Origin of the sequence: Allobaculum sp. Allo2 (genome assembly GCF_022701175.1) — a bacterium.
Classification (GTDB): Bacteria; Bacillota_I; Bacilli_A; order Erysipelotrichales; family Erysipelotrichaceae; genus Allobaculum; species Allobaculum fili.
In genome coordinates this window covers 1,213,155-1,232,788 of record NZ_CP078088.1, presented here as the reverse complement: position 1 = coordinate 1,232,788, position 19,634 = coordinate 1,213,155, and the positions used below count along the sequence as shown (strand labels likewise).

Here is a 19,634-nt window from a genome sequence, read left to right as displayed (position 1 = left end):
TTCTTCGATGCCTATCGCTGAAAATGAAAAAAGCAGGATCTGCAGAGGGAAAATCCGTCTGTAAAACCTGCTTTATGCAGTTTGATAAATCGTTTTATCCGTGTGGTTTTCTGATGAATCCGACAGGATGCAGACAATCCATTTTGTATAGATCATCCGCAAATTCAAATTCATTTCTGAAAACGGAAGCCGTTGGAACGCTGGCGATTGATCACGCCGCACAGTTCCTGCTTTCTTGGACGGGCTAAATTGCCCTTTCCAAAAAGCTCATGCCGTTTTCATCCGCAAGATTTTCAAGCTCCTCAGCGATCTCGTCGATCGTTTTCTGATTATCGACCAGATTGCGCTGCGCATAGACGATCATTTTTCCGATCGCCGCCGACTGCTGGGAATCGGCAAGCTGTTCGAGGGCGCGCAGATCGATCGGCTCTCTGGCAATCGAAAGCGAATCGAGCGCGGATGTTTTGACCTTGACCTTATCCTGACAGAGCGCGTCGTTCTTTTTCAGAATCCGTTTGTTTGGAGTGACAATCGGCGGATAGTCGCTGGTCTGCGGTTTGGCAAAGGCAGCCGCTTTTTCCCTGGCCAGTTTTGTAATGTCGTACGGCTTGTATTCTTTCATCTGGATAATCGTATCTGCCTTATCAAAAAACAGACCGCTGCTTCCCGCAACGAGCACGGTGGATACGCCCTGATCGGCAAGTTCACGAATGCGGGCAATGTACGGAATAATCGGCTCTTCTTTTGGGAAACGACTTCGCTCATCAGCTCATCGCGAATCATGAAGTTGGTTGCGGATGTATCTTCATCGATCAGAAGCGCCTGGCTTCCGGATTCGAGCGCTTCCGCTACATTAGCCCCCTGACTCGTCGATCCGGATGCGTCTTCACTGACGAAATCTTCCGTGGATTTACCGCCGGGCAGACTCTGAATAAAGGAAGAAATGTTTTCATGATGAACGCAGCGGCCGTCTTCGGCGCGCACTTTCATCGCGTCATTGCGGGTAATGACATACTCACGGCCATCGCCTTCAATATGATCGTAAACACCCATTTCCAGCGCCTGCAGCAGCGTCGATTTTCCATGGTAGCCGCCGCCGACAATGAGCGTTACGCCCTCGTCAATGCCCATGCCTTTGATTTTTCCGGCATAAGGCAGATCGAGTTCAATTTCTTTTTCCGGCGCGCTCACAAACCGAATCGCGTCCTCCATCGGCAAAGCGCTTGCCCCGCTCTTACGCGGCAAAATCGCGCCGTTGGCCACAAAGGACACGAGATGTCTGTCCTGAAGCTGTTTACGAATCGCCTGCTGATCCACAGACAGCTCATACACCCGCTGCAGATGCTCTTTTTCCGCTGCCGTCAGATTGGCGTAAATCAAGGACGATTCCACTAAAGGCGGCAAAGTATCAAATAAAAGCATCACCAGCCCCTTGGCCAGAATCGAACGGCCTTTGGCAGGAAAGCCTGCGTTGAGCCGGAAAATCAGCGAACCGTTTTTCGGATCGATCTGTACTGCAGAACGTTCAAGCACTTCCGGACAGACCGAACTGCACGTCAGTGCGCCTGATTTTCCAGAACCGGAGCGGCGCACATCCGCCTGTTTCAGCTTCCGGCCAAACAGCCGCAGCAGTGCATCCTGCAAAGCAATCCGACAGGTACGGTTTTCGTAAAGATGCGAAGGAAAGCCTGGATTTTCGATGTGAATCGAAATGTCCGATGGGGAAGCAAACGGGTCGGACTGCACATGGTCGATGGAAAGCACATAGCTTCCAAAGTCCCACTTTCCTTTCAAATCCCGATACGCCGGATAGCCTCTTCCGTTTATAGCGAGGATTTTTGCTTTCAAAGCTTTGGCCGTATTCATACGCTCACTCCTTCTGTTTCCTGTTCCGTTTGTGCATTTCCGTCCTGTCCGATCTCTGCCCTCTTTCGTATCGGAAAGTCAGAGGGAACGATTTTCCAAAGGGAAATATGGAGGAATTATTCACAATTTAGCGTATTCATCGTACATCCCTGCTTTGGCGTCCTCCTTTTGATCTGCCCAGAATCGTCTTATCCTGCTCCAGCCCCTTCCTGATAATGGCGAACTGCGCTTCCGTTCGAAATGAGTTCTTTACAAAATGGGCTTTGGCGGCATTTGTCTTAACGCCTGCCATTATCCTATCTTATTTTATTTCATCATGAATTTTTATTTATTCGTACATTTTATTCGGTTATATAATTTCATTTGCACAGTCGTCGACTTATTTGTTCTTTTCTATAGAAAATCCTGCTGTGATAAGGCTCTGTACTCCAGAGGCAGGACAATGGGCACGAATGAAAAAACTGTCGTCATGAAGGCAGACGACAGAGGCAAAGCATTTCTTCTGGGGTTGCCTTTCTGGAAAAGGGAGAAAGGAAACGAACATCCGACAAAACCACCCGATTTGTCTATTCACAATAGAAGATCTGCTCAAGATCATGAACGGCATTAGTAAAAATCAGATCCTGCGGATCGTACGGCTGTTTTGTGGAGCCTTCAATATAGGCGCCCAGATCGTTTACACGGACCTGAACGATGACGTAATCTTCATCCGCAACCATTTCGGTATCGCAGTCTCCATACGGAAAAACACTGCCCAGTTCATCGCTGATTTCGGCCATAATTGCGGCGCGTGCCAGTACACAGGCCATCTGTCCGCTCATTCCGAGCGTTTCCTGCGTATTAAGGAAGAAATACATCGTCATGGCCGAAACCGGTTGATTTTCGGCAGGCGCTTCCACTTCCACGATAAGGCCGACATAGTAGTAATCTGCATAACAGGCAGACTGAACATAAGAGACAGATTCACTGTCTTCCTGCTCTTCGGACGTTTCAAAGTAAGCTGAGGGATCGTCCTCAATTGCGTCGAGCGTGGAATCGTTCTGTTCCGCAATCGGAGCAGAGTCTGAAACGGGTTTGGAAGGTTCCGTTTGGGAAGACGATCCAGTGTTTCCGGGCCGATTTGAAGATTCGGAGGAATCCGCCTTTTGTGCGGCTGGATCGGATTTTTCCGAAACTGGATTGCGGGTCTTCAATTTGCTGGTATCGGACTGCGGATGACTGGACGGATCTGTCGCCGGCCTGACATTCGTATCGTTTTGCGGTTCGTACGTTTCCAGGAGTACCGATGTCTGACTGGACGGATCGGCGAGCGCAACGGTTGGTTTGGATGAACTGCCGCATCCGCTAAGAAGCAGCAGTGTGGATGCGAATGCAGCGACAAAACCTTTTTCATTTGAAATTGCTCCTTTCCCCCTTTTGTTTTTCCTTTTTTAAAGGGATTTCCTGCAGGACTCCTCTTTTCTGTATGATATGTCGTTCTGGATATATTCAGAATACTGCATGAGATTTTGAAGCAATTATCGGGGTGAAGTATCACAAAACTAATTTCGCTTACGCCCTCAAAACCATCCAGCAACAAGAACCGCTTCGAGTTTTGAAGCGCTCTGCCCCCGTCAAGCAGACACAGGAATGAATAAAACTCGCTCAAGCATTTCGCACGAATTATGCCAAAAGCTTTTGTTGTTTAGAGCGGGCGGATTGCCCTCCTTCTGTCGTATCGCTCACAGTGAGGAGGTCTCACAGGTTCCAGGTTCTGGCAAGGGCTTGAGCGAAGCGTCCCTTGGCAGGTTCTGGGTTCTGTGAAATCTTTGAGCGCGAGTGGTATGACGGGAGGAGCCCCTCTCTTCTTGAGAGGAGTGAACCGCGCTCCAGCCGCGCAGGCTGGTCCCGGCGAAGCCGACAATAACGCCAGCTATACATGAACAGCCTTTTTGGTTCCATAACGCGAAAGCTTCAGGAGGAACTATCTTACTGCTGGCTGGGACCCAGTTATAAATCTGTGTATACGTGCAGCCAAAACGATGAGCGGTTTCCTGATAATTCTTATCGTTTTCAAGACACTGCTTTACCGCTTCGATTTTCTGCTCTTTGGTGAATGATTTTGCAGAGTTCTTCTTTCGATTCGGCGTTTTCGTTCCTCCCTTACATGGAGAAATCGTATCGCCTTTCAGCCAGCGGCGGATTACTGAGACGGCAGAAATATGATATTTCAGACAGAGCTGACTCAAAGATGCTTGCCCTGAACGATATTCCGCAATCACTTTCTGTTTCAGCTCAGAAGAATATCTTTTATTTACGCTAGGTGTGATCAATCCGGCGGCACCATCTCGCCTATAGATTCCAACCCATTTGGTGATCGTTTTCGAGTCAAGAATGCCGTACTGTTTGCAGAGTTCAGCAGACCCCACACCGGAGATATATTGTTGAACACATTCCAGCTTGATTTCAGGAGAAAATTTGGATTTTCGTCCCATAAGAAAAAGAGTTATCAGGATGGTATCGCTAGACAGATTGGACCATTTCCAATATCAAAGGGACAAGAAAACCAATCTTTATATCAGGCTTATCAGGCTAAAATAGCGGCTGATCTTTCCATATAAGAAGCCACTGATAGCCTGATTTTTTCGATGAAAGCCCTTTATAATCCAGGGATGGTTATAATGAAAGAATAGATAGCTCACGAGGCAAAAGAAGGAGACTTATGGCAAATACAAAGAAGAAAGCATCCAATAAAGCGGATGTAGGATTTGAGGCTGAACTGTGGAGTGCGGCCGACGTTCTGCGCGGTAGTATGGATGCTTCTGAATATAAACACGTTATTCTCGGCTTGATCTTTTGAAGTATATCTCTGATTCTTTCGAAGCAAAACGTGCTGAACTCTTAGAAGACCCATATGCTGATCCTGACGATAAAGACGAGTATATTTCTGAAAACATCTTTTTCGTTCCAGAAGGTGCTCGTTGGGATGTGATCAAGAACTCCGCACATACAAACTCTGTTGGAACAGCCATCGACTCTGCAATGGAACAAATCGAGAAAGAGAACCCAAAACTGAAGGGCGTTTTACCAAAAACTATGCTCGCCCTGAAATGGACCAGCGAAGATTAGGTGAAGTTGTCGATTTGTTCACCAATATCAAAATGCACGAACATGGAAACGAAAAAGACATACTCGGAAGAACCTATGAGTACTGTCTTCAGAAATTTGCTTCCCAGGAAGGCAAGAATGCAGGCGAATTCTACACACCGTCATCCGTTGTCCGTACCCTTGTTGAAGTATTAAAACCCTATCACGGTAGGGTTTATGACCCATGCTGCGGCAGCGGCGGAATGTTCGTACAGTCTGCAAAATTTATTGAGAGCCACGGCGGCCAATTAAACGATATTTCAGTCTTTGGACAAGAATCGAATCCGACTACCTGGAAGCTCGCCCAGATGAACCTGGCGATTAGAGGAATTGATGCAAACCTCGGTCCCCACAATGCAGACACCTTCCTGGAAGATCTTCATCCTCATGAAAAGATGGATTTTGTGATGGCGAATCCTCCTTTCAACGATAAAAGCTGGTGGCACAAGTCGCTCGAAGATGACCCGAGATGGGCATATGGAACACCTCCTGAATCAAACGCAAACTTTGCCTGGATGGAACATATGATTTCTCATATGAACCGAAACGGAAAGATCGGTATGGTTTTAGCAAACGGTGCGCTTTCAACCCAAACCAAGGGAGAAGGTGAAATCAGGAAAAACATCATTGAGGCAGATTTGGTTGATTGTATTGTAGCTTTGCCTGAAAAGCTCTTCTATTCAACGGGTATACCTGTTTCACTTTGGTATCTTTCAATGAACAAAAAGCAAAAAGGAAAGACGCTTTTTATCGACGCTAAAGATATGGGTACCATGGTTTCTAGGAAACTGCGCGAATTCTCCGATGAGGATGTTAAGAAGATCGGTGAGCTGTATCAATCGTATGAAGAAGGCGAACTTGAGAATAATCCAGGACACTGGGCGGTAGTAGATACAGAAGAAATCGCAAAACAGGACTATATTCTGACTCCAGGTAGATACGTAGGTATCGAAGAAGACGAAGAGGATGGAGAGCCGTTCGACGAAAAGATGAAGCGACTGACTTCTGAACTTGGTGATTTGTTTAAACAATCACATGAACTTGAAGCAGAGATTCGAAAGCAGCTGGAGAAGATTGGGTATGAAATCTAATTGGAAAACGGTCAAGTTGCAAGAATTAGGAAGGGTAGTTGGTGGGGCTACGCCTTCTACGAAAAATGAAGCTTTCTATGGCGGCTCTATTCCTTGGCTGACTCCGAAGGATTTAGCTGATTATTCTGAACGGTATATATCCAAAGGAGAACGAAGTATTACTGAAGAAGGATTGAATTCTTGTTCTACTGAATTGTTACCTGCAGGTACCGTGTTGTTCAGTTCACGTGCTCCAATTGGTTATGTAGCTATCGCATCAAATCCGATTTGTACAAACCAGGGATTCAAGAGTGTAGTTCCAGATACCGGTGTGGTCGATCCGCTTTTTCTCTATTACCTCCTAGTTTTTAACAAAGAGAAAATTAAATCAGCAGGCAGCGGAACCACTTTCAAAGAGGTTTCCGGGAATGTGATGAAGAATATTGAGGTGGAAATTCCCACATCTGTTGATTACCAACGGAAAATTGCACAGATACTGGGTTCAATCGACAATCAGATTGAGAGTAATGCTCGAATAAACAAGAATTTACTGGATCTTATTGACACGGTTTTCAAGCAAAAATCCTTAAAAATCCATCAATGACGACATGGAAACAGAAAAGTTTATTAGATATTGCAACTTTTCAAAATGGATTGCCGATGCAGAAATTCCGTCCTCATGAAAACGAAGAACACCCTTTAAAGGTCATAAAAATAAAAGAGCTTAGTAATAAGGGCTTTTCTGAGACGAGCGAACTATGCTCAGCAACAATTGATAAAAGGCAAATTGTTAACGATGGTGACCTTTTGTTTTCATGGTCTGGAACACTGCTTGCAGACTTTTGGACAGGAGGAAGCGGAGGACTTAATCAGCACTTATATAAGGTTACTCCAAAGAACTATCCAATTTGGTTTATCTATTGTTGGTTAAAGTATCACCTTCGAGAGTTTCAATCTATCGCCAAGGCCAAAGCCACTACAATGGGACATATAAAAGATCCGATCTTGAAAATGCTGCTGTTTATATTCCGCCTGTCGAAGAACTCGAAAGCCTTAATAAGCTACTTAATCCAATCCAACGGAATTTGATAGTCAACAGAATCACTTCAAGAACGCTGAGCAAAACAAGAGATGAACTATTACCTCAACTCCTCTCAGGAGAAATTGAGATCCAATAAATTCTTGTTTTCTAGATCACTTATCCTCTACATAATCGCCTTATTCAGGAGGCAAAATTATGGAAAACGTATTAGTAGCAAGCATTGTAAACGCGATTATGGGGTTAGTAGATCCTGGAAAGGTACATGCAGTTAAGACAGTTATAACGTCTGTCGTTTCCAAATTCGAGGTAACTATCAAAGAACAGGAAGAGACAGATTTTCTGGACAATAGCGATTTACTTCAAAAATTTCTGGATGCGAAGAGCATTGAAGGATGTTCAGAGAAAACTACAGCATATTACCGGAAGACTATAGAAGGGATGATCAAGGCAATTGAGAAACCACTTATTACGATTGATACGGATGATCTTAGAAAATATCTGTCGGAATACCAGAGTAATAATGGTTCGAGCAAGGTGACTATTGATAACATCCGAAGGATTATATCTAGCTTTTTCTCATGGCTGGAGGAAGAAGATCACATATTGAAAAGCCCAGCACGCCGTATTCATAAAATCAAGACTGATAAGATTGTTAAAGAAGTATATACAGATGAAGAGTTGGAAAAATGCGTGATTCTACCAAGAACATCCGAGATCTAGCCTTGATTGACATGCTGGCATCAACAGGGATGCGTGTTGGTGAATTGGTAAAGCTCGATAAGGACGACATCGATTTTCAAAACCGTGAATGTATTGTCTTTGGTAAAGGAAATAAAGAACGGAAAGTCTATTTTGACGCTAGAACAAAAATCCATCTCGAGGATTATCTGGAGTCGAGAACAGACGAAAGCGATGCATTATTTGTAAGCCTGCGCCAACCGCATTCTCGAATCACAATAAATGGAGTTGAAAGTCGGCTCAAATCGATTGGAAGCTCATTAGGAATCAAAAGGTACATCCCCATAAATTCCGACGAACTCTAGCTACTGCAGCTATAGACAAGGGTATGCCGGTTGAGCAGCTACAAAGACTGCTGGGGCACGAAAGAATAGATACGACTATGCAATATGCAATGGTCAAACAAAGTAATGTGAAAGATTCACACAGGAGGTTTATTGGGTAATGAAGAAATACGCTCTGTCAGAAATATTCGAAATCATCGGGGGCGGTACTCCTAAAACAACAAATTCAGAGTATTGGAATGGGGATATTCCATGGTTATCTGTCAAGGATTTTAATAGCGATGAAAAATGGGTGGACAGTGCGGAAAAAGCATCACTGAAAAAGGACTAAAGGAAAGTTCTACTTCCATTCTTCATCCTGGAGATTTAATTGTCTCTGCGCGTGGTACCGTCGGGGCTTTAGCTATGGTTTCGCGAGATATGGCATTTAATCAGTCTTGTTATGGGTTGAGAGCAAAAAAGGATTTGATATCGATTATACGTATTATCTCCTCAAAGGAACAATTAATAAGCTAAAAGCCAATACTCATGGATCTGTATTCGACACAATCACGCGAGATACCTTTGACCAAATATTTATAAGTGTGCCTGAGTATGAAGTTCAAAAGAAAATAGGCGTTTTTTATCAAATCTAGATGAGAAAATACGAGTTAATACTCGAATAAACAAGAATTTACTGGATCTTATTGACACGGTTTTCAAGCAAAAATCCTTAAAAATCCATCAATGACGACATGGAAACAGAAAAGTTTATTAGATATTGCAACTTTTCAAAATGGATTGCCGATGCAGAAATTCCGTCCTCATGAAAACGAAGAACACCCTTTAAAGGTCATAAAAATAAAAGAGCTTAGTAATAAGGGCTTTTCTGAGACGAGCGAACTATGCTCAGCAACAATTGATAAAAGGCAAATTGTTAACGATGGTGACCTTTTGTTTTCATGGTCTGGAACACTGCTTGCAGACTTTTGGACAGGAGGAAGCGGAGGACTTAATCAGCACTTATATAAGGTTACTCCAAAGAACTATCCAATTTGGTTTATCTATTGTTGGTTAAAGTATCACCTTCGAGAGTTTCAATCTATCGCCAAGGCCAAAGCCACTACAATGGGACATATAAAAGATCCGATCTTGAAAATGCTGCTGTTTATATTCCGCCTGTCGAAGAACTCGAAAGCCTTAATAAGCTACTTAATCCAATCCAACGGAATTTGATAGTCAACAGAATCACTTCAAGAACGCTGAGCAAAACAAGAGATGAACTATTACCTCAACTCCTCTCAGGAGAAATTGAGATCCAATAAATTCTTGCTTTCCCCAGCATAAACCCTAGAAAAGGAGGGATTCCATGAATCAATACACTGAAGATTCCTATGAGAAGACTCTGATACAGTTGTTCGAGTTAGAATTAGGCTATGAATATCGATATGGTCCAGATATGGATCGTGATTATAGGGATCCCCTTCTTCTTGACGTATTAAGAGATTCACTACGAATGTGTAATCCAGGCCTTCCAGCTGCTGCCATTGACGAAGCAGTAGTCAAAATTCGGAATTTGGAGGTCGGTTCTCTTGAAACCAGGAATGAACAATTTACAGATTATCTGCAGAATGGGCTGCGAGTCTCCTACTATCGAAATGGTGAAATGAAAAACGATCTGGTTCATTTGATCGATTATAACGATGTTCAGAACAACTCATTTCTCATTGTGAATCAGTTCACTGTGGAAGAATTTAAAAGAAGCGTCCAGATATTGTCCTGTTTGTAAACGGAATGCCGTTGGTTGTAATCGAGCTCAAATCTCCGTCACGGGATGAAACAGGTGCTTCTGAGGGGTATGTTCAGCTGCGTAATTATATGCTGGATATCCCCTGCTTATTTAACTACAACCAGATTTGTGTAATGTCTGACATGCTGATATCACGAGCAGGTACAATCTCGAGCGATGAAGATCGCTATATGGACTGGAAAACGACAGATGGAAACTATGAGAACACAAAGTTTGCGAACTTTGAGACCTTTTTACTGGCATTTTTCAGAAGGATCGGTTCCTGAATATTCTAAAAACTTCATTTTATTCATGACGCCTGGTGGTCGGTTAATCAAGATTCTAGCTGGATATCATCAGTATTTTGCTGTTGAGAAAGCCGTTCATTCTACAATGCTGGCTTCAAAAACAGACGGACGAGGAGGAGTGTTTTGGCATACTCAAGGCAGCGGTAAGTCGCTGTCTATGGTTTTCTATACTCATTTATTAGACCAGCAAATGGATGATCCAACTTTTGTTGTCCTTACTGATCGCCGCGATCTTGACGATCAACTATTCAAGACTTTCTCGGATTGTCATAAGTTCCTGCGTCAAACGCCTGTTCAAGCTACCTCCAGAGACAATCTGTATGAGCTTTTAAATAACAGACAAAGTGGCGGAATCATCTTCACCATTATGGCAAAATTCGAGGATGAATGGGGTGCCTTATCTAAACGGAAGAATATTATCGTTATGGCAGATGAGGCACACCGAAGTCAGTATGGACTAACAGAAAAATTTGTAACAACCAAGGATCAGTATGGGAATATTCTCGCTAAAACTGTAATCGGAGCAGCTAAGAAGGTCCGTGATAGTCTTCCAAATGCGACCTACATTGGTTTCACCGGAACTCCAATTGATTCTGAAGATAAAGACACGAGAGCTGTGTTTGGCGATTATATCGATATCTACGACATGACTCAGGCTGTTGAAGATGGTGCAACCAGACCGGTTTACTATGAAAGCCGGGTTATGAAGCTGAAGCTCGATGAAGAGACTCTTCGAAGAATCGATAACACTTACGATATGTTGGCTGCTGAGGCAGATGAGATCACAATTGATAAAAGTAAAAAGAACTAAGCAATATGGAGGCGATTCTTGGTAGCGATGAAACGATTGACTCTCTAGCGAGAGATATAATTACTCACTACAAAGAAAATCGTGAAAATTTATTGACTGGGAAAGCACTGATCGTTGCTTACTCCAGAGAAATTGCCGTGAAGCTTTACCATAAGATGCTAGAGCTGGAACCTACCTGGGATAAAAAGTCAAGATTGTAATGACTGGAAGTAATAAAGATCCAGAAGAGTGGCACGAATATACAGGCACGGATAAGTATCGAGCAGATTTAGCAAAAGAATTCAAAGATAACGAGTCTGATTTCAAGATTGCGATTGTTCGTGACATGTGGCTGACGGGTTTTGATGTTCCATCTTTGGCTACTATGTATGTTTTTAAACCAATGAGCGGTCATAACCTGATGCAGGCGATTGCCAGAGTGAATCGTGTGTTCGGGGATAAAGAGGGCGGACTTGTAGTCGATTATATCGGTATTGCTTCCGCATTAAAGCAAGCAATGAAGGACTATACCAAGAGCGACCAGAAGAACTTTGGTGACCCAGATATTAAGAAAAAGGCACTTCCAATATTTGAAGAGGCTCTATTCGGCTGTAGAGACTTATTCAAAGGGTACGACTATAAGTCCTTTTTGCAAGGTACGGATTTGGAAAAAGGAAGAGCAATCACAGGTGGGGTGAATTACATCATGGATTTAACCCATCAAGAAATGAATATTCCAGAAAAAGAAAGAGCACAGTTCAAGTTTATCAAGGAAGCCCAGCGCTTGAAGCAGTCTCTTTCCCTGTGCAGCAGTTTGGTTGATGATGAACAACAAAGAGAAGCGGGTTATTTTATCGCTGTAAAAACGCTTTTAAATCGGATTTCGACTTCTGGTGCTTCGGGCAGGCTGTCTTTGAAAGAAGTGAATGCTCAAATTAATGAACTTCTGAAACAGACGATTAAGAGTGATGGCGTGATAAGCCTTTTCTCAGATCACGAGAAAGAATTTTCACTTTTGATACTGACTTCTTAGAGGAAATCAGAAATATGAAGGAAAAAATCTATCCCTGGAACTTCTGAAAAGACTACTGAATGATGAAATCCGTGGCTTTAAAAGAACTAATGTTGTTAAGTCAGAAGAGTTTTCTGATCGCTTGAAGAAGGCGTTAAATTCCTATGTGAATGGTTTGATAACGAATGAAGAAGTGATTGAGGAATTGATGCGGATGGCTAAAGATATCCGGAATGCCAGTCAGGCTGGAAATGATCTGGGCTTATCTGTTGAAGAAGTTGCTTTCTATGATGCTCTCTGCAAGCCGGAAGCGGTTAAAGACTTTTATGAAAACGATCAGCTGGTACAAATTGCAAAAGAGCTCACGGATATTCTTCGGCATAGTGTCTCGATTGACTGGCAACGCAAAGAAAGTGCCAGAGCCGGAATCCGCAAAAATATTAGACGCCTTTTGAGGAAGTATCATTATCCTCCTGAAGAAATCCCTGGTGCGATTGAGCTGGTTCTTTCTCAGGCAGAACTAATGGCGAACAATCTGTCGCAAGATTTGTAAGCCAGTGCAGTAGAAATACTATTGGTGTTCTTCCTCTTTAACAGGAAAGAATGGCTGATGGATTTTGTGAAATAACGACCAAAGGACTGACTCCACCCTCACATGGAGCCAGCCCTTTTCTGCGTTTCTCACTTCTTCACCGGTTCTCGCTTGATCTTCCGACCGCCTACAAAGCAATACATCAGCGTCCGGTTCTTGTACACCATCACCTTGTCGACCATCGCTCTGACCAGATCGCCATCGAACGCGTACACGTGGTCAAGTTTCTGAAGAAGTTCTAGGTAATGTTGTGTTCGTTCGCCTTCGTATTGCAGATCCCTGATTTTGGCTGCCAGCTTTGCGTGGTCTTTATCAAGCTGCTCGTATTCAATCAGCAGCTGGTTGTAGGCTTCGTTGAAGTTGGTAGGTGTTTGTTCGATCAGCTTCTCGGCTTTCTCAGCGATTTTCTCCATCCTTGTCTGGATGCGATCGGCTTTGGTTTGGAGCTTGTCAATGTTGTAGGTGGTATTGAACTTCTCGCTCCATTCATCGAGGATGCTTTGCTTGTCCTGGAGCAATTCGTTTACCGCCATCACAAACTCTTCTTCCAACACAGTCTCCATCACCTGATGTGATGGGCAACGCTGCTCGCTTTCATACTTGTTCTTCCAGCATAACCACACTGGCACTTTCTTTCCGTTCGACCGGGTGGTAACACTTCTGGTATACCAGGACTTGCAGATAGCGCATTGAACTCGGTGGCTGAATGGGTATGGTGTATGGCAGCCGAGTCGCTCTTTACCAAACCTGTATTTACGGTCCTTGATCATCTTCTGGACTTTGTCGAAGTCCTCCACCCTGATGATTCCCTGATGGGAGTTGGTGATGTAATAGGAAGGAATGGCGCCCTTGTTCTTGACCTGCTTCTTGGTGATAAAGTCTGGCGTGTAGACTTTCTGGAGAAGCAGGTCACCTTTGTATTTCTCGTTCATCAACATTTGCTTGATCACTCGGATATCCCATTTATCTCGACCAAACTTGGTCTTGATGTGCTGGCTTTCCAGGTAGTTCTTGATGTCCGTGTAGGTACTGCCTTCCAGAAACATCTTGAAGATCAACCGGACAATCTTGGCTTCTTCTTCAACGATCATGACACCACCGTCTTCAGCTCTTGTATAGCCCATGAGGTTTCCGTAGGGGATGCGGTAGGAGCCTTCTTCGTATTTCTTCCGGACACCCCACTTCACGTTTTCGGAGATGCTGCGGCTTTCTTCCTGCGCCAGGGAGGACATGATCGTCAGCAGCAGTTCTCCTTTGCCATCGAAGGTCCAGATGTTCTCTTTTTCGAAGTAGACCTCCACGCCGTGTTCTTTGAGTTCCCGAATGGTTGTCAGTGAGTCAACCGTGTTTCTGGCAAACCGACTGACGGACTTGGTGATGATCAAGTCGATCTTGTGGTCCAGTGCGTCCTGGATCATCTGCTTGAAGCCTTCACGGTGGGCTGTGCTGGTTCCGCTGATGCCTTCATCGGTATAGACGTTCACGAAGTTCCAATCCGCTCGTTCGCGGATCATGTTCTCATAGTAGGAAACCTGGGTTTCATAGCTGGTCTGCTGCTCATCCCGGTCGGTAGAAACCCTGGCATAGGCGGCTACGTTCTTTCTGGCGATGATTGGCTGAACTCTGGCCATCGTTCTGGTTACTGGGATTTTTCGTACTTGCATGTCTTTCTCCTTCCATCTGTAAAGTGGAACTCCAAGGTTCCGTCTGGTTCGACTTCGATGACTTCGACTTGTTGTCGAAAAATGGTGGGATCGAACTTTTCATTTCCAGCATTTTGGTAGCGATCTGTTCTAGAGTCTCTTCATCAAGATTCAAGGAATGGCATTCACCTAGCTGGCAGCGTTTTGTGTAACACTGCCAATAGATGTAACTTCGTTCTTTGTAGTGCTGGATAATTCGCTGGAAGTTTCGTCCGCATTCTTTGCATCTCAGTTTTCCGGTAAAAGCATTGACCGTTTTTCGGTTCATATTTGAACGCCGGTTTTGTTCGGTCCGTTCTTGCGCTCTTGTCCAGGTCTCTTCATCCACCAGCGGTTCGTGATGGTCTTCGACCAGGTACTGCGGCAGCTCTCCCTGGTTCTTATGCCTATCATGCAGAATCGGATCACCGACGTATTCTTTGCAAAGCAGCAGCACTCCAGTATAGGTTGGGTTAGCAAGCATGGCTTTGATCGTTGCAGGCATGAAGCCATTGCCTTTCCGGGTCTTCACTCCGGTCTGATTCATCCATTCCTGAATGTCTCGAACCCGCATTCCGTCGGCATAATCTTGAAACATCTTTGTGACGATCCAGCCTTCGGTCTCATTCACGATCAGATCATCACCTTTCCAGTCGTAACCAAAGACTGGATTTCGTCCGTTTGGAATGCCTTGTTCAAAGCGCTTCTTAATACCCCAGCGGATGTTGTCGGATATGCTTCGGCTTTCCTCCTGGGCAAAGAAGCCATGATGGATAGCATGAATTCTCCATCATGGCTGAACGTGGAGATGTTTTCTTTCTCAAAAACACCTCCACGTTGTGTTCTTTCAGCTGGCGGATGGTTGCCAAAAGGTCGACGGTGTTCCTGGCGAATCGTTGGATAGACTTGGCCAGAATCAGATCAATCTTGCCTTGCAAGGCCAATGCAATCATCCGGTTGAATTGAGGCCGCTTCTTTGTGTTGGTACCGCTGATGCCGTAGTCTGCAAACACACCTGCGTTTTGCCAGAGCGGATTGTCATTGATCTTGTTGGTGAAGTGGGCGATCTGATTTGTAATGGAAGACTGCATCAACTCGGATTCCACCGAAACTCTGCAATAGGCTGCGACCCGTTTCAGTTGTTTGATCATGTGGATCTCCTTTCGTTGGTCCATATATCACTCTGAAAGGCCGTATTATCCAGTAAATTCGACGTTAGGATTACTTCAAATTTACGGCTTTGTCGCGACCGAATTTGCCCATGTGGAAGCAATGGGAATTGCAATATTGCTTCTGATAGCTCTTGTAATTCTCGATGGGATTGCCACAAGTTTTGCAGTAGGTGATGACTGGATTTCGTTTATGGACCAGATGCTGATGCTTGTTCCACCAGTCTTCACGGCATTTCTGACAACAGAAGATCTTTCTTTTGGGAGCATCCTCAGGAAGAAGAGCTCCGCACTGTTTGCATCTTTTCCGCTGCTTGGCTTTCTTTCCCGCAAGCCCTGCCTGTCTGCATACGTTTTGGACAGCAGACTTTGTCAGACTAAGCTGGCTGGCGATGTAGTCGTAGCTTTTGTTTGCTTTTCGCATTTCAATGATGGTTTTCTTGTTTTCCTTGCTGACCATGTTGTTCTCCTAATCTTTGCAATAGAAGGGAGTTCTGTACCCTTCGGCATTGAGCACCAGACCGTTTGCCCATGATGGCAGCTCACACATCTTCTGGCAGACCGTTTCAGCGTTCATGCTGGGATCTGCCTCCACGATGATTTCATCGTGGACATGAGCGACGATTTTGTATTTTTGACAGTTGCTCATGGCATTCATGAGAAGATCTCTTGAGATAGCCTGGGTGATGTTTTCGACAAACTTCGGACCATAGCTTTCCAGCCTCTCCCATTTCTTGTTTAAACCTAGCCCCATGTACGTCACCGATTCTGTTCCATATTCATTGCTCTCGATCCTGGGTTTTGGGTAAGCCAGTGACCTGCCAGAAGGAAGCTGAATGAAGAGGATGCCAGACGAATGAGAGAAGACCAGGTTCTTTAGAAACACCGGTTGTTTGGTCCTGATCGCTTTCTTGATGGCAGCATCAACTGCCCACCAATACTTCACGATCTTCGGATTGGCTTCACGCCAGGAATCAACCAGTGGTTTGAGTTCTTCTTCCTTCATTCCGAAATCCAATGCACCCATGGCTTTCATGGCTCCTACTGAGCCACCATAGCCACAGGCCAATTCTGCTTGTTTACCTTTCTGTCTGAGATCACCGTTCACACCGTGTTTGACGACGGGAACCTTGAACATTCGGCTGGCCGTTTCGCAATAGATGTCGCCGTTCTCTTTGAAGACTGCCTGGCGCCATTCTTCTTCTGCCAGCCAGGAAAGAACTCTGGCCTCGATAGCGGAGAAGTCAGCGACGATGAAGTCTTTTCCATCAGGAGCAACAAGAGCTGTTCTGATGAGTTGAGAAAGCGTGTCGGGAATATCGTCATACAGCATTTCCAAAGCTTGTATATTCTTATCGGCAACAAGACTTCTTGCTTCTTTGAGATCCGGCATTTTGTTCCTGGGGAGGTTCTGGAGCTGCACAATTCTTCCGGAATATCTGCCTGTGCGAATGGCTCCGTAGAATTGAAACATCCCGCGAATTCGTCCGTCCGAACAAGCCGAGTTGAGCATGGCTTCATACTTCTTAACCGAGGCCATAGCCAGCTGGTTACGAAGAGCAAGAACGGTTCGTATATTGTTAGAGGCTTTCTCCATTAGTACCTTCATGGCTTTCTGGTTGAGAGTGTCTGTTGGCAGATTCTGCTGCAAAAGCCACTCTTTCATCTGTGAGGGTGAGTTTGGATTCTCCAATCCGGTCATTTCCTGAAGACGTTTGAGCAGCGATTCTTTGGCTGTCTCACTAATTTCCAGAGCATTTTTGGCAAGATTGATATCGACCAGAACACCAGCATCGTTGATTCGTTGATCCAATTGGTACTCCGTCCATATAGACGCTCTGACCGGAAACTTTATCAACCGTCGTTCGATCTCAATTTCTGCTTCCACATCGCGTCTGTTGTATTCCTTGAACAGACTCCACTTTGCTGGATCTTCATTTTCAACAGGACCATTGCAGAACATTTTGATCAGCGCTCTGCCTTCCTTGAGCTTTGGTCGTTCCAGCTGAAGAACCTCAGAGAGCTGGTCAAGAGAAAGCGGTAGTCCAAGTGTTGCTGCGTGTACCATAGAGCATTGCCAGTCTTCCGGGTCAAGAAACTCGTATTCGTCAAGCATTCCAAGATCGCGAAAATACCGGGAGAGGCAGATTCTTTCAAACGCCGCATTATGCGCCACTTTGGTCACATCCGGATCGAGAATGGCTTCGATTAGAAAATCAGGCAGTGCTTCAAAGTGCCTCATGTCGATCACATCCACAGGATCACCATCAAAGGAAAATGCAAAGAGCAGGATCTGGAAATCCTCGCTCTCTGCATAGCGGTAAACGCCCGCTTTGGATAAGTCGGTCGTAGAAGAGGTCTCGATGTCGATGAACAGCCTACGAGAGGAAGTCATCGTCGGCATCCTCACTGACGAAGTCGTCATTTGCGGTTGTTCTGCCACCCAGACGAGGACCGTCTTTGATCTTCTGAATGTTGCCCAGACCGCAGGCGACACCTTTATTGCCATTGGAGTTGAACGCGTAGAAGTTCAGAGAAACTCTGGCATAGCAGCCGGAGTAAACCTCACTCTGGTCAAGGATTGGCTGAACGCGACGGTCAACGATCTGTGGAGCTTCCGTACTGGAAGCATTCAGGAAGTAGTGGCCTTTATAGACGTCGTCGTCTCGTTCGATATCGCCATCACGCAGTGGGAGCTTGATAGCCTGTTTGTTTGGCTTCTTGCCACCGAATTTGGCCAGACCGTTTTCGATGGCTGCGTCCACCGCTTTTTCAATAGCGGCCAGTGTATCCAGGTCATCCTTGGGGATCAGGATCTGGGTAGAGTATTTTTCATCTCCGCCATTGATGGAGACAGGTTTCCATCCGTTGAAGTAGGACAGGCGGGTTTCTTTACCGGTTACGACTTTAGTGTTTGCTTTCATTTTCAGTTTCCTCCGTAAATTCGATTTCTTTTCGTTTGTCTGAGACAGGGACCAGGGTTGGTTTTCCGACTGGTTTGGTGACCAGGTTTCCTAGAATCTCCTGGAAGACGGGCTTGGTCATGACTTTTTCCATATCTGTGATGGTTCTCAGACTTTTCTTGTAGATGTCTGTGAATCCGGCAGCCTGACAGGCGGCGATGACTTTGGCTTCACTTACGTACTTGCGATTGGAACGGCCAGCGACAAGCTTGAATCCATTCCACTTTTTCCCTTGCAGGGCTTTGTGCTGGGCGTACTCTTTGATCTCTTCTGCCCATTTGATCAGATCATCCAGCTTGGGAAGAATTTTTTCGATTTCTTCATCAGAAAGGCTTGTTGGATCTTTGAATTCATCCTTGGCCAATTCCAGCGCTGCCTCTGCGCGTTTTCTGCATTTGGCTGCAGCTTTGCAAAACTGACACCAGGAACCATTGCAAAGTTCGCCTTTGCCGTTAAAGGCAAGTTCTGCTTTAGGCTTGAGAACCTCATGAGCCCAGATTTTCAGCTCATCCGGTGTGATGGTCCAGGAGCTGATGTTTTCTTTGCGCGGCTGGAAAACTGTCATTTCGATGGTATCGATATCGAAGATGGCATCGAATAGTTCAAGAGCACCAAGTGCATACAGCATCATCTGGGTGTTGTTTTCTGCATTGACCAACACACCCAATCCGTACTTGAAGTCGATCACATGCAGTTTGTTATCACTGGCAATAATGCAGTCAGCCGTTCCAAAGCCTTCTGGGACGTAAGCGGACAGGTCGAGTTTCTGTTCGATCATGATGACCGGTTTGATCTCATCCTTGATGGTTTCCAGAATCCAGGAGACGTATTCGTCCGAGTGCTGTTCCATTGCTTCATCCTGGAAATCAGATTCGGGACGAGTCGACTTCATGCCGAGCGCTGTCTTCAGCTTGTACTCACACAGGGCATGAGCGGCTGTTCCTTCTTTGGCTGCAAGACCGGAAGTATCCGGATAGGGTTCTTCAAGCCTTGCGGATGGCGTACAATGAAGCCAACGATGGGACGAGGATGGAGAAAGTATGCTATGACTCATTTCAGCTCCTCCACATCTTTGACAAGAGCCTGATAGTGTCCAGCATCAATCTTGGAAAGTTTGCTTGCACCATACTTTTCAAGCAGCAGCTGAATCTTTGCTGTAAAACCGGCTCTGGATTTTTCAGCGAGAATTGCTCTGACTTCTTCAAGCGAGAGCTTTGGCTGCTC

General features: G+C 45.1%; 22 protein-coding genes and 3 pseudogenes. 15 read left to right on the top strand and 10 right to left on the bottom strand.

From position 1 onward, the window contains the following. Positions 1-244: 244 nt before the first annotated feature. The 4 genes and pseudogenes from KWG61_RS17245 to KWG61_RS06965 form a co-directional block, all read right to left on the bottom strand. Positions 245-622 carry a hypothetical protein gene (locus KWG61_RS17245; RefSeq protein ID WP_367614343.1) on the bottom strand — a complete coding sequence of 126 codons (378 nt, stop codon included), beginning with the start codon at positions 620-622 and terminating at the stop codon, positions 245-247. Further along, a pseudogene (locus tag KWG61_RS06975) lies at positions 614-1,866 on the bottom strand (P-loop domain-containing protein); the annotation flags it as partial. The gene KWG61_RS17245 and the pseudogene KWG61_RS06975, both read right to left, overlap by 9 nt. 566 nt (positions 1,867-2,432) lie before the next feature. Then, positions 2,433-3,059 carry a hypothetical protein gene (locus KWG61_RS06970; RefSeq protein WP_242745343.1) on the bottom strand — a complete coding sequence of 209 codons (627 nt, stop codon included), beginning with the start codon at positions 3,057-3,059 and terminating at the stop codon, positions 2,433-2,435. A 528-nt stretch (positions 3,060-3,587) separates the two neighbouring features. Beyond that, a complete protein-coding gene (locus KWG61_RS06965; RefSeq protein WP_242745342.1) occupies positions 3,588-4,340 on the bottom strand; it encodes a transposase in 753 nt (250 codons plus the stop codon). Positions 4,341-4,567: 227 nt separating this feature from the next. On the opposite strand from KWG61_RS06965, the pseudogene KWG61_RS06960 reads away from it, so the two are divergent. The 14 genes and pseudogenes from KWG61_RS06960 to KWG61_RS17205 all read left to right on the top strand — a co-directional run bounded on the left by KWG61_RS06960 (position 4,568) and on the right by KWG61_RS17205 (position 12,557). Then, positions 4,568-6,083 (top strand): annotated as a pseudogene (locus KWG61_RS06960) (N-6 DNA methylase). After that, on the top strand, positions 6,073-6,666 hold the full coding sequence (locus KWG61_RS06955) for a restriction endonuclease subunit S (protein ID WP_242745341.1): 594 nt from the start codon (positions 6,073-6,075) through the stop codon (positions 6,664-6,666). Before KWG61_RS06960 ends, KWG61_RS06955 begins: the two are co-directional and overlap by 11 nt. Next, entirely contained in the window at positions 6,663-7,151 is a 489-nt protein-coding gene (locus KWG61_RS06950) for a restriction endonuclease subunit S (RefSeq protein ID WP_242745340.1), read from the top strand. The genes KWG61_RS06955 and KWG61_RS06950 overlap by 4 nt, the downstream gene beginning before the upstream one ends. Before the next feature lie 148 nt (positions 7,152-7,299). Then, positions 7,300-8,287 (top strand): annotated as a pseudogene (gene xerA, locus KWG61_RS06945) (site-specific tyrosine recombinase/integron integrase). Next, the gene (locus KWG61_RS16135) at positions 8,287-8,457 is read left to right on the top strand and encodes a restriction endonuclease subunit S (protein WP_256460809.1); all 171 of its coding nucleotides are present in this window, start codon (positions 8,287-8,289) and stop codon (positions 8,455-8,457) included. The pseudogene xerA and the gene KWG61_RS16135 overlap by 1 nt, the downstream one beginning before the upstream one ends. Then, positions 8,415-8,642 carry a restriction endonuclease subunit S gene (locus KWG61_RS17240; RefSeq protein WP_367614280.1) on the top strand — a complete coding sequence of 76 codons (228 nt, stop codon included), beginning with the start codon at positions 8,415-8,417 and terminating at the stop codon, positions 8,640-8,642. Before KWG61_RS16135 ends, KWG61_RS17240 begins: the two co-directional genes overlap by 43 nt. Further along, positions 8,564-8,761, top strand: coding sequence for a restriction endonuclease subunit S (locus KWG61_RS17235; RefSeq protein WP_367614279.1), 198 nt, complete (start codon positions 8,564-8,566; stop codon positions 8,759-8,761). Before KWG61_RS17240 ends, KWG61_RS17235 begins: the two co-directional genes overlap by 79 nt. A 91-nt stretch (positions 8,762-8,852) precedes the next feature. Then, complete coding sequence (locus KWG61_RS06935) at positions 8,853-9,341, top strand: restriction endonuclease subunit S (protein ID WP_242745340.1); 489 nt, start codon at positions 8,853-8,855, stop codon at positions 9,339-9,341. 133 nt (positions 9,342-9,474) lie between these two features. Beyond that, the gene (locus KWG61_RS17230; protein ID WP_367614278.1) at positions 9,475-9,894 is read left to right on the top strand and encodes a type I restriction endonuclease; all 420 of its coding nucleotides are present in this window, start codon (positions 9,475-9,477) and stop codon (positions 9,892-9,894) included. Positions 9,895-9,899: 5 nt separating this feature from the next. After that, a complete protein-coding gene (locus KWG61_RS17225) occupies positions 9,900-10,181 on the top strand; it encodes a type I restriction endonuclease (RefSeq protein WP_367614277.1) in 282 nt (93 codons plus the stop codon). Beyond that, on the top strand, positions 10,105-11,013 hold the full coding sequence (locus KWG61_RS17220; RefSeq protein WP_242745339.1) for a DEAD/DEAH box helicase family protein: 909 nt from the start codon (positions 10,105-10,107) through the stop codon (positions 11,011-11,013). Before KWG61_RS17225 ends, KWG61_RS17220 begins: the two co-directional genes overlap by 77 nt. 5 nt (positions 11,014-11,018) lie before the next feature. Next, positions 11,019-11,213: a hypothetical protein gene (locus tag KWG61_RS17215; protein WP_242745338.1), complete on the top strand. Its 195-nt coding sequence runs from the start codon at positions 11,019-11,021 to the stop codon at positions 11,211-11,213. Beyond that, positions 11,213-12,025 carry a type I restriction enzyme endonuclease domain-containing protein gene (locus KWG61_RS17210; RefSeq protein ID WP_367614276.1) on the top strand — a complete coding sequence of 271 codons (813 nt, stop codon included), beginning with the start codon at positions 11,213-11,215 and terminating at the stop codon, positions 12,023-12,025. The genes KWG61_RS17215 and KWG61_RS17210 overlap by 1 nt, the downstream gene beginning before the upstream one ends. A 34-nt stretch (positions 12,026-12,059) precedes the next feature. Next, entirely contained in the window at positions 12,060-12,557 is a 498-nt protein-coding gene (locus tag KWG61_RS17205; RefSeq protein WP_367614342.1) for a type I restriction enzyme endonuclease domain-containing protein, read from the top strand. A 128-nt stretch (positions 12,558-12,685) separates the two neighbouring features. On the opposite strand, the gene KWG61_RS06910 is transcribed toward KWG61_RS17205, so the two are convergent. From KWG61_RS06910 to KWG61_RS06900, 3 genes are all read right to left on the bottom strand, one after another. Next, the gene (locus tag KWG61_RS06910; RefSeq protein WP_230266697.1) at positions 12,686-14,260 is read right to left on the bottom strand and encodes a recombinase family protein; all 1,575 of its coding nucleotides are present in this window, start codon (positions 14,258-14,260) and stop codon (positions 12,686-12,688) included. Then, a complete protein-coding gene (locus KWG61_RS06905; protein ID WP_242745337.1) occupies positions 14,154-14,909 on the bottom strand; it encodes a recombinase family protein in 756 nt (251 codons plus the stop codon). The genes KWG61_RS06910 and KWG61_RS06905 overlap by 107 nt, the downstream gene beginning before the upstream one ends. Positions 14,910-14,985: 76 nt before the next feature. Continuing rightward, positions 14,986-15,429 (bottom strand): recombinase family protein, encoded by a 444-nt coding sequence (locus tag KWG61_RS06900; protein ID WP_242745336.1) that lies wholly within the window; start codon positions 15,427-15,429, stop codon positions 14,986-14,988. Positions 15,430-15,541: 112 nt separating this feature from the next. On the opposite strand from KWG61_RS06900, the gene KWG61_RS06895 reads away from it, so the two are divergent. After that, positions 15,542-15,982: a hypothetical protein gene (locus KWG61_RS06895; protein WP_230266695.1), complete on the top strand. Its 441-nt coding sequence runs from the start codon at positions 15,542-15,544 to the stop codon at positions 15,980-15,982. On the opposite strand, the gene KWG61_RS06890 is transcribed toward KWG61_RS06895, so the two are convergent. Genes KWG61_RS06890 through KWG61_RS06880 form a run of 3 tightly spaced genes read right to left on the bottom strand, consistent with a single transcriptional unit; the run spans position 15,917 to position 19,464 of the window. Then, positions 15,917-17,842 carry a DNA polymerase gene (locus KWG61_RS06890; RefSeq protein ID WP_230266694.1) on the bottom strand — a complete coding sequence of 642 codons (1,926 nt, stop codon included), beginning with the start codon at positions 17,840-17,842 and terminating at the stop codon, positions 15,917-15,919. The genes KWG61_RS06895 and KWG61_RS06890 overlap by 66 nt on opposite strands. After that, entirely contained in the window at positions 17,826-18,371 is a 546-nt protein-coding gene (locus KWG61_RS06885; protein WP_230266693.1) for a DUF2815 family protein, read from the bottom strand. Before KWG61_RS06885 ends, KWG61_RS06890 begins: the two co-directional genes overlap by 17 nt. Next, the gene (locus KWG61_RS06880; RefSeq protein ID WP_230266692.1) at positions 18,355-19,464 is read right to left on the bottom strand and encodes a DUF2800 domain-containing protein; all 1,110 of its coding nucleotides are present in this window, start codon (positions 19,462-19,464) and stop codon (positions 18,355-18,357) included. The genes KWG61_RS06885 and KWG61_RS06880 overlap by 17 nt, the downstream gene beginning before the upstream one ends. Positions 19,465-19,634 lie beyond the last annotated feature (170 nt).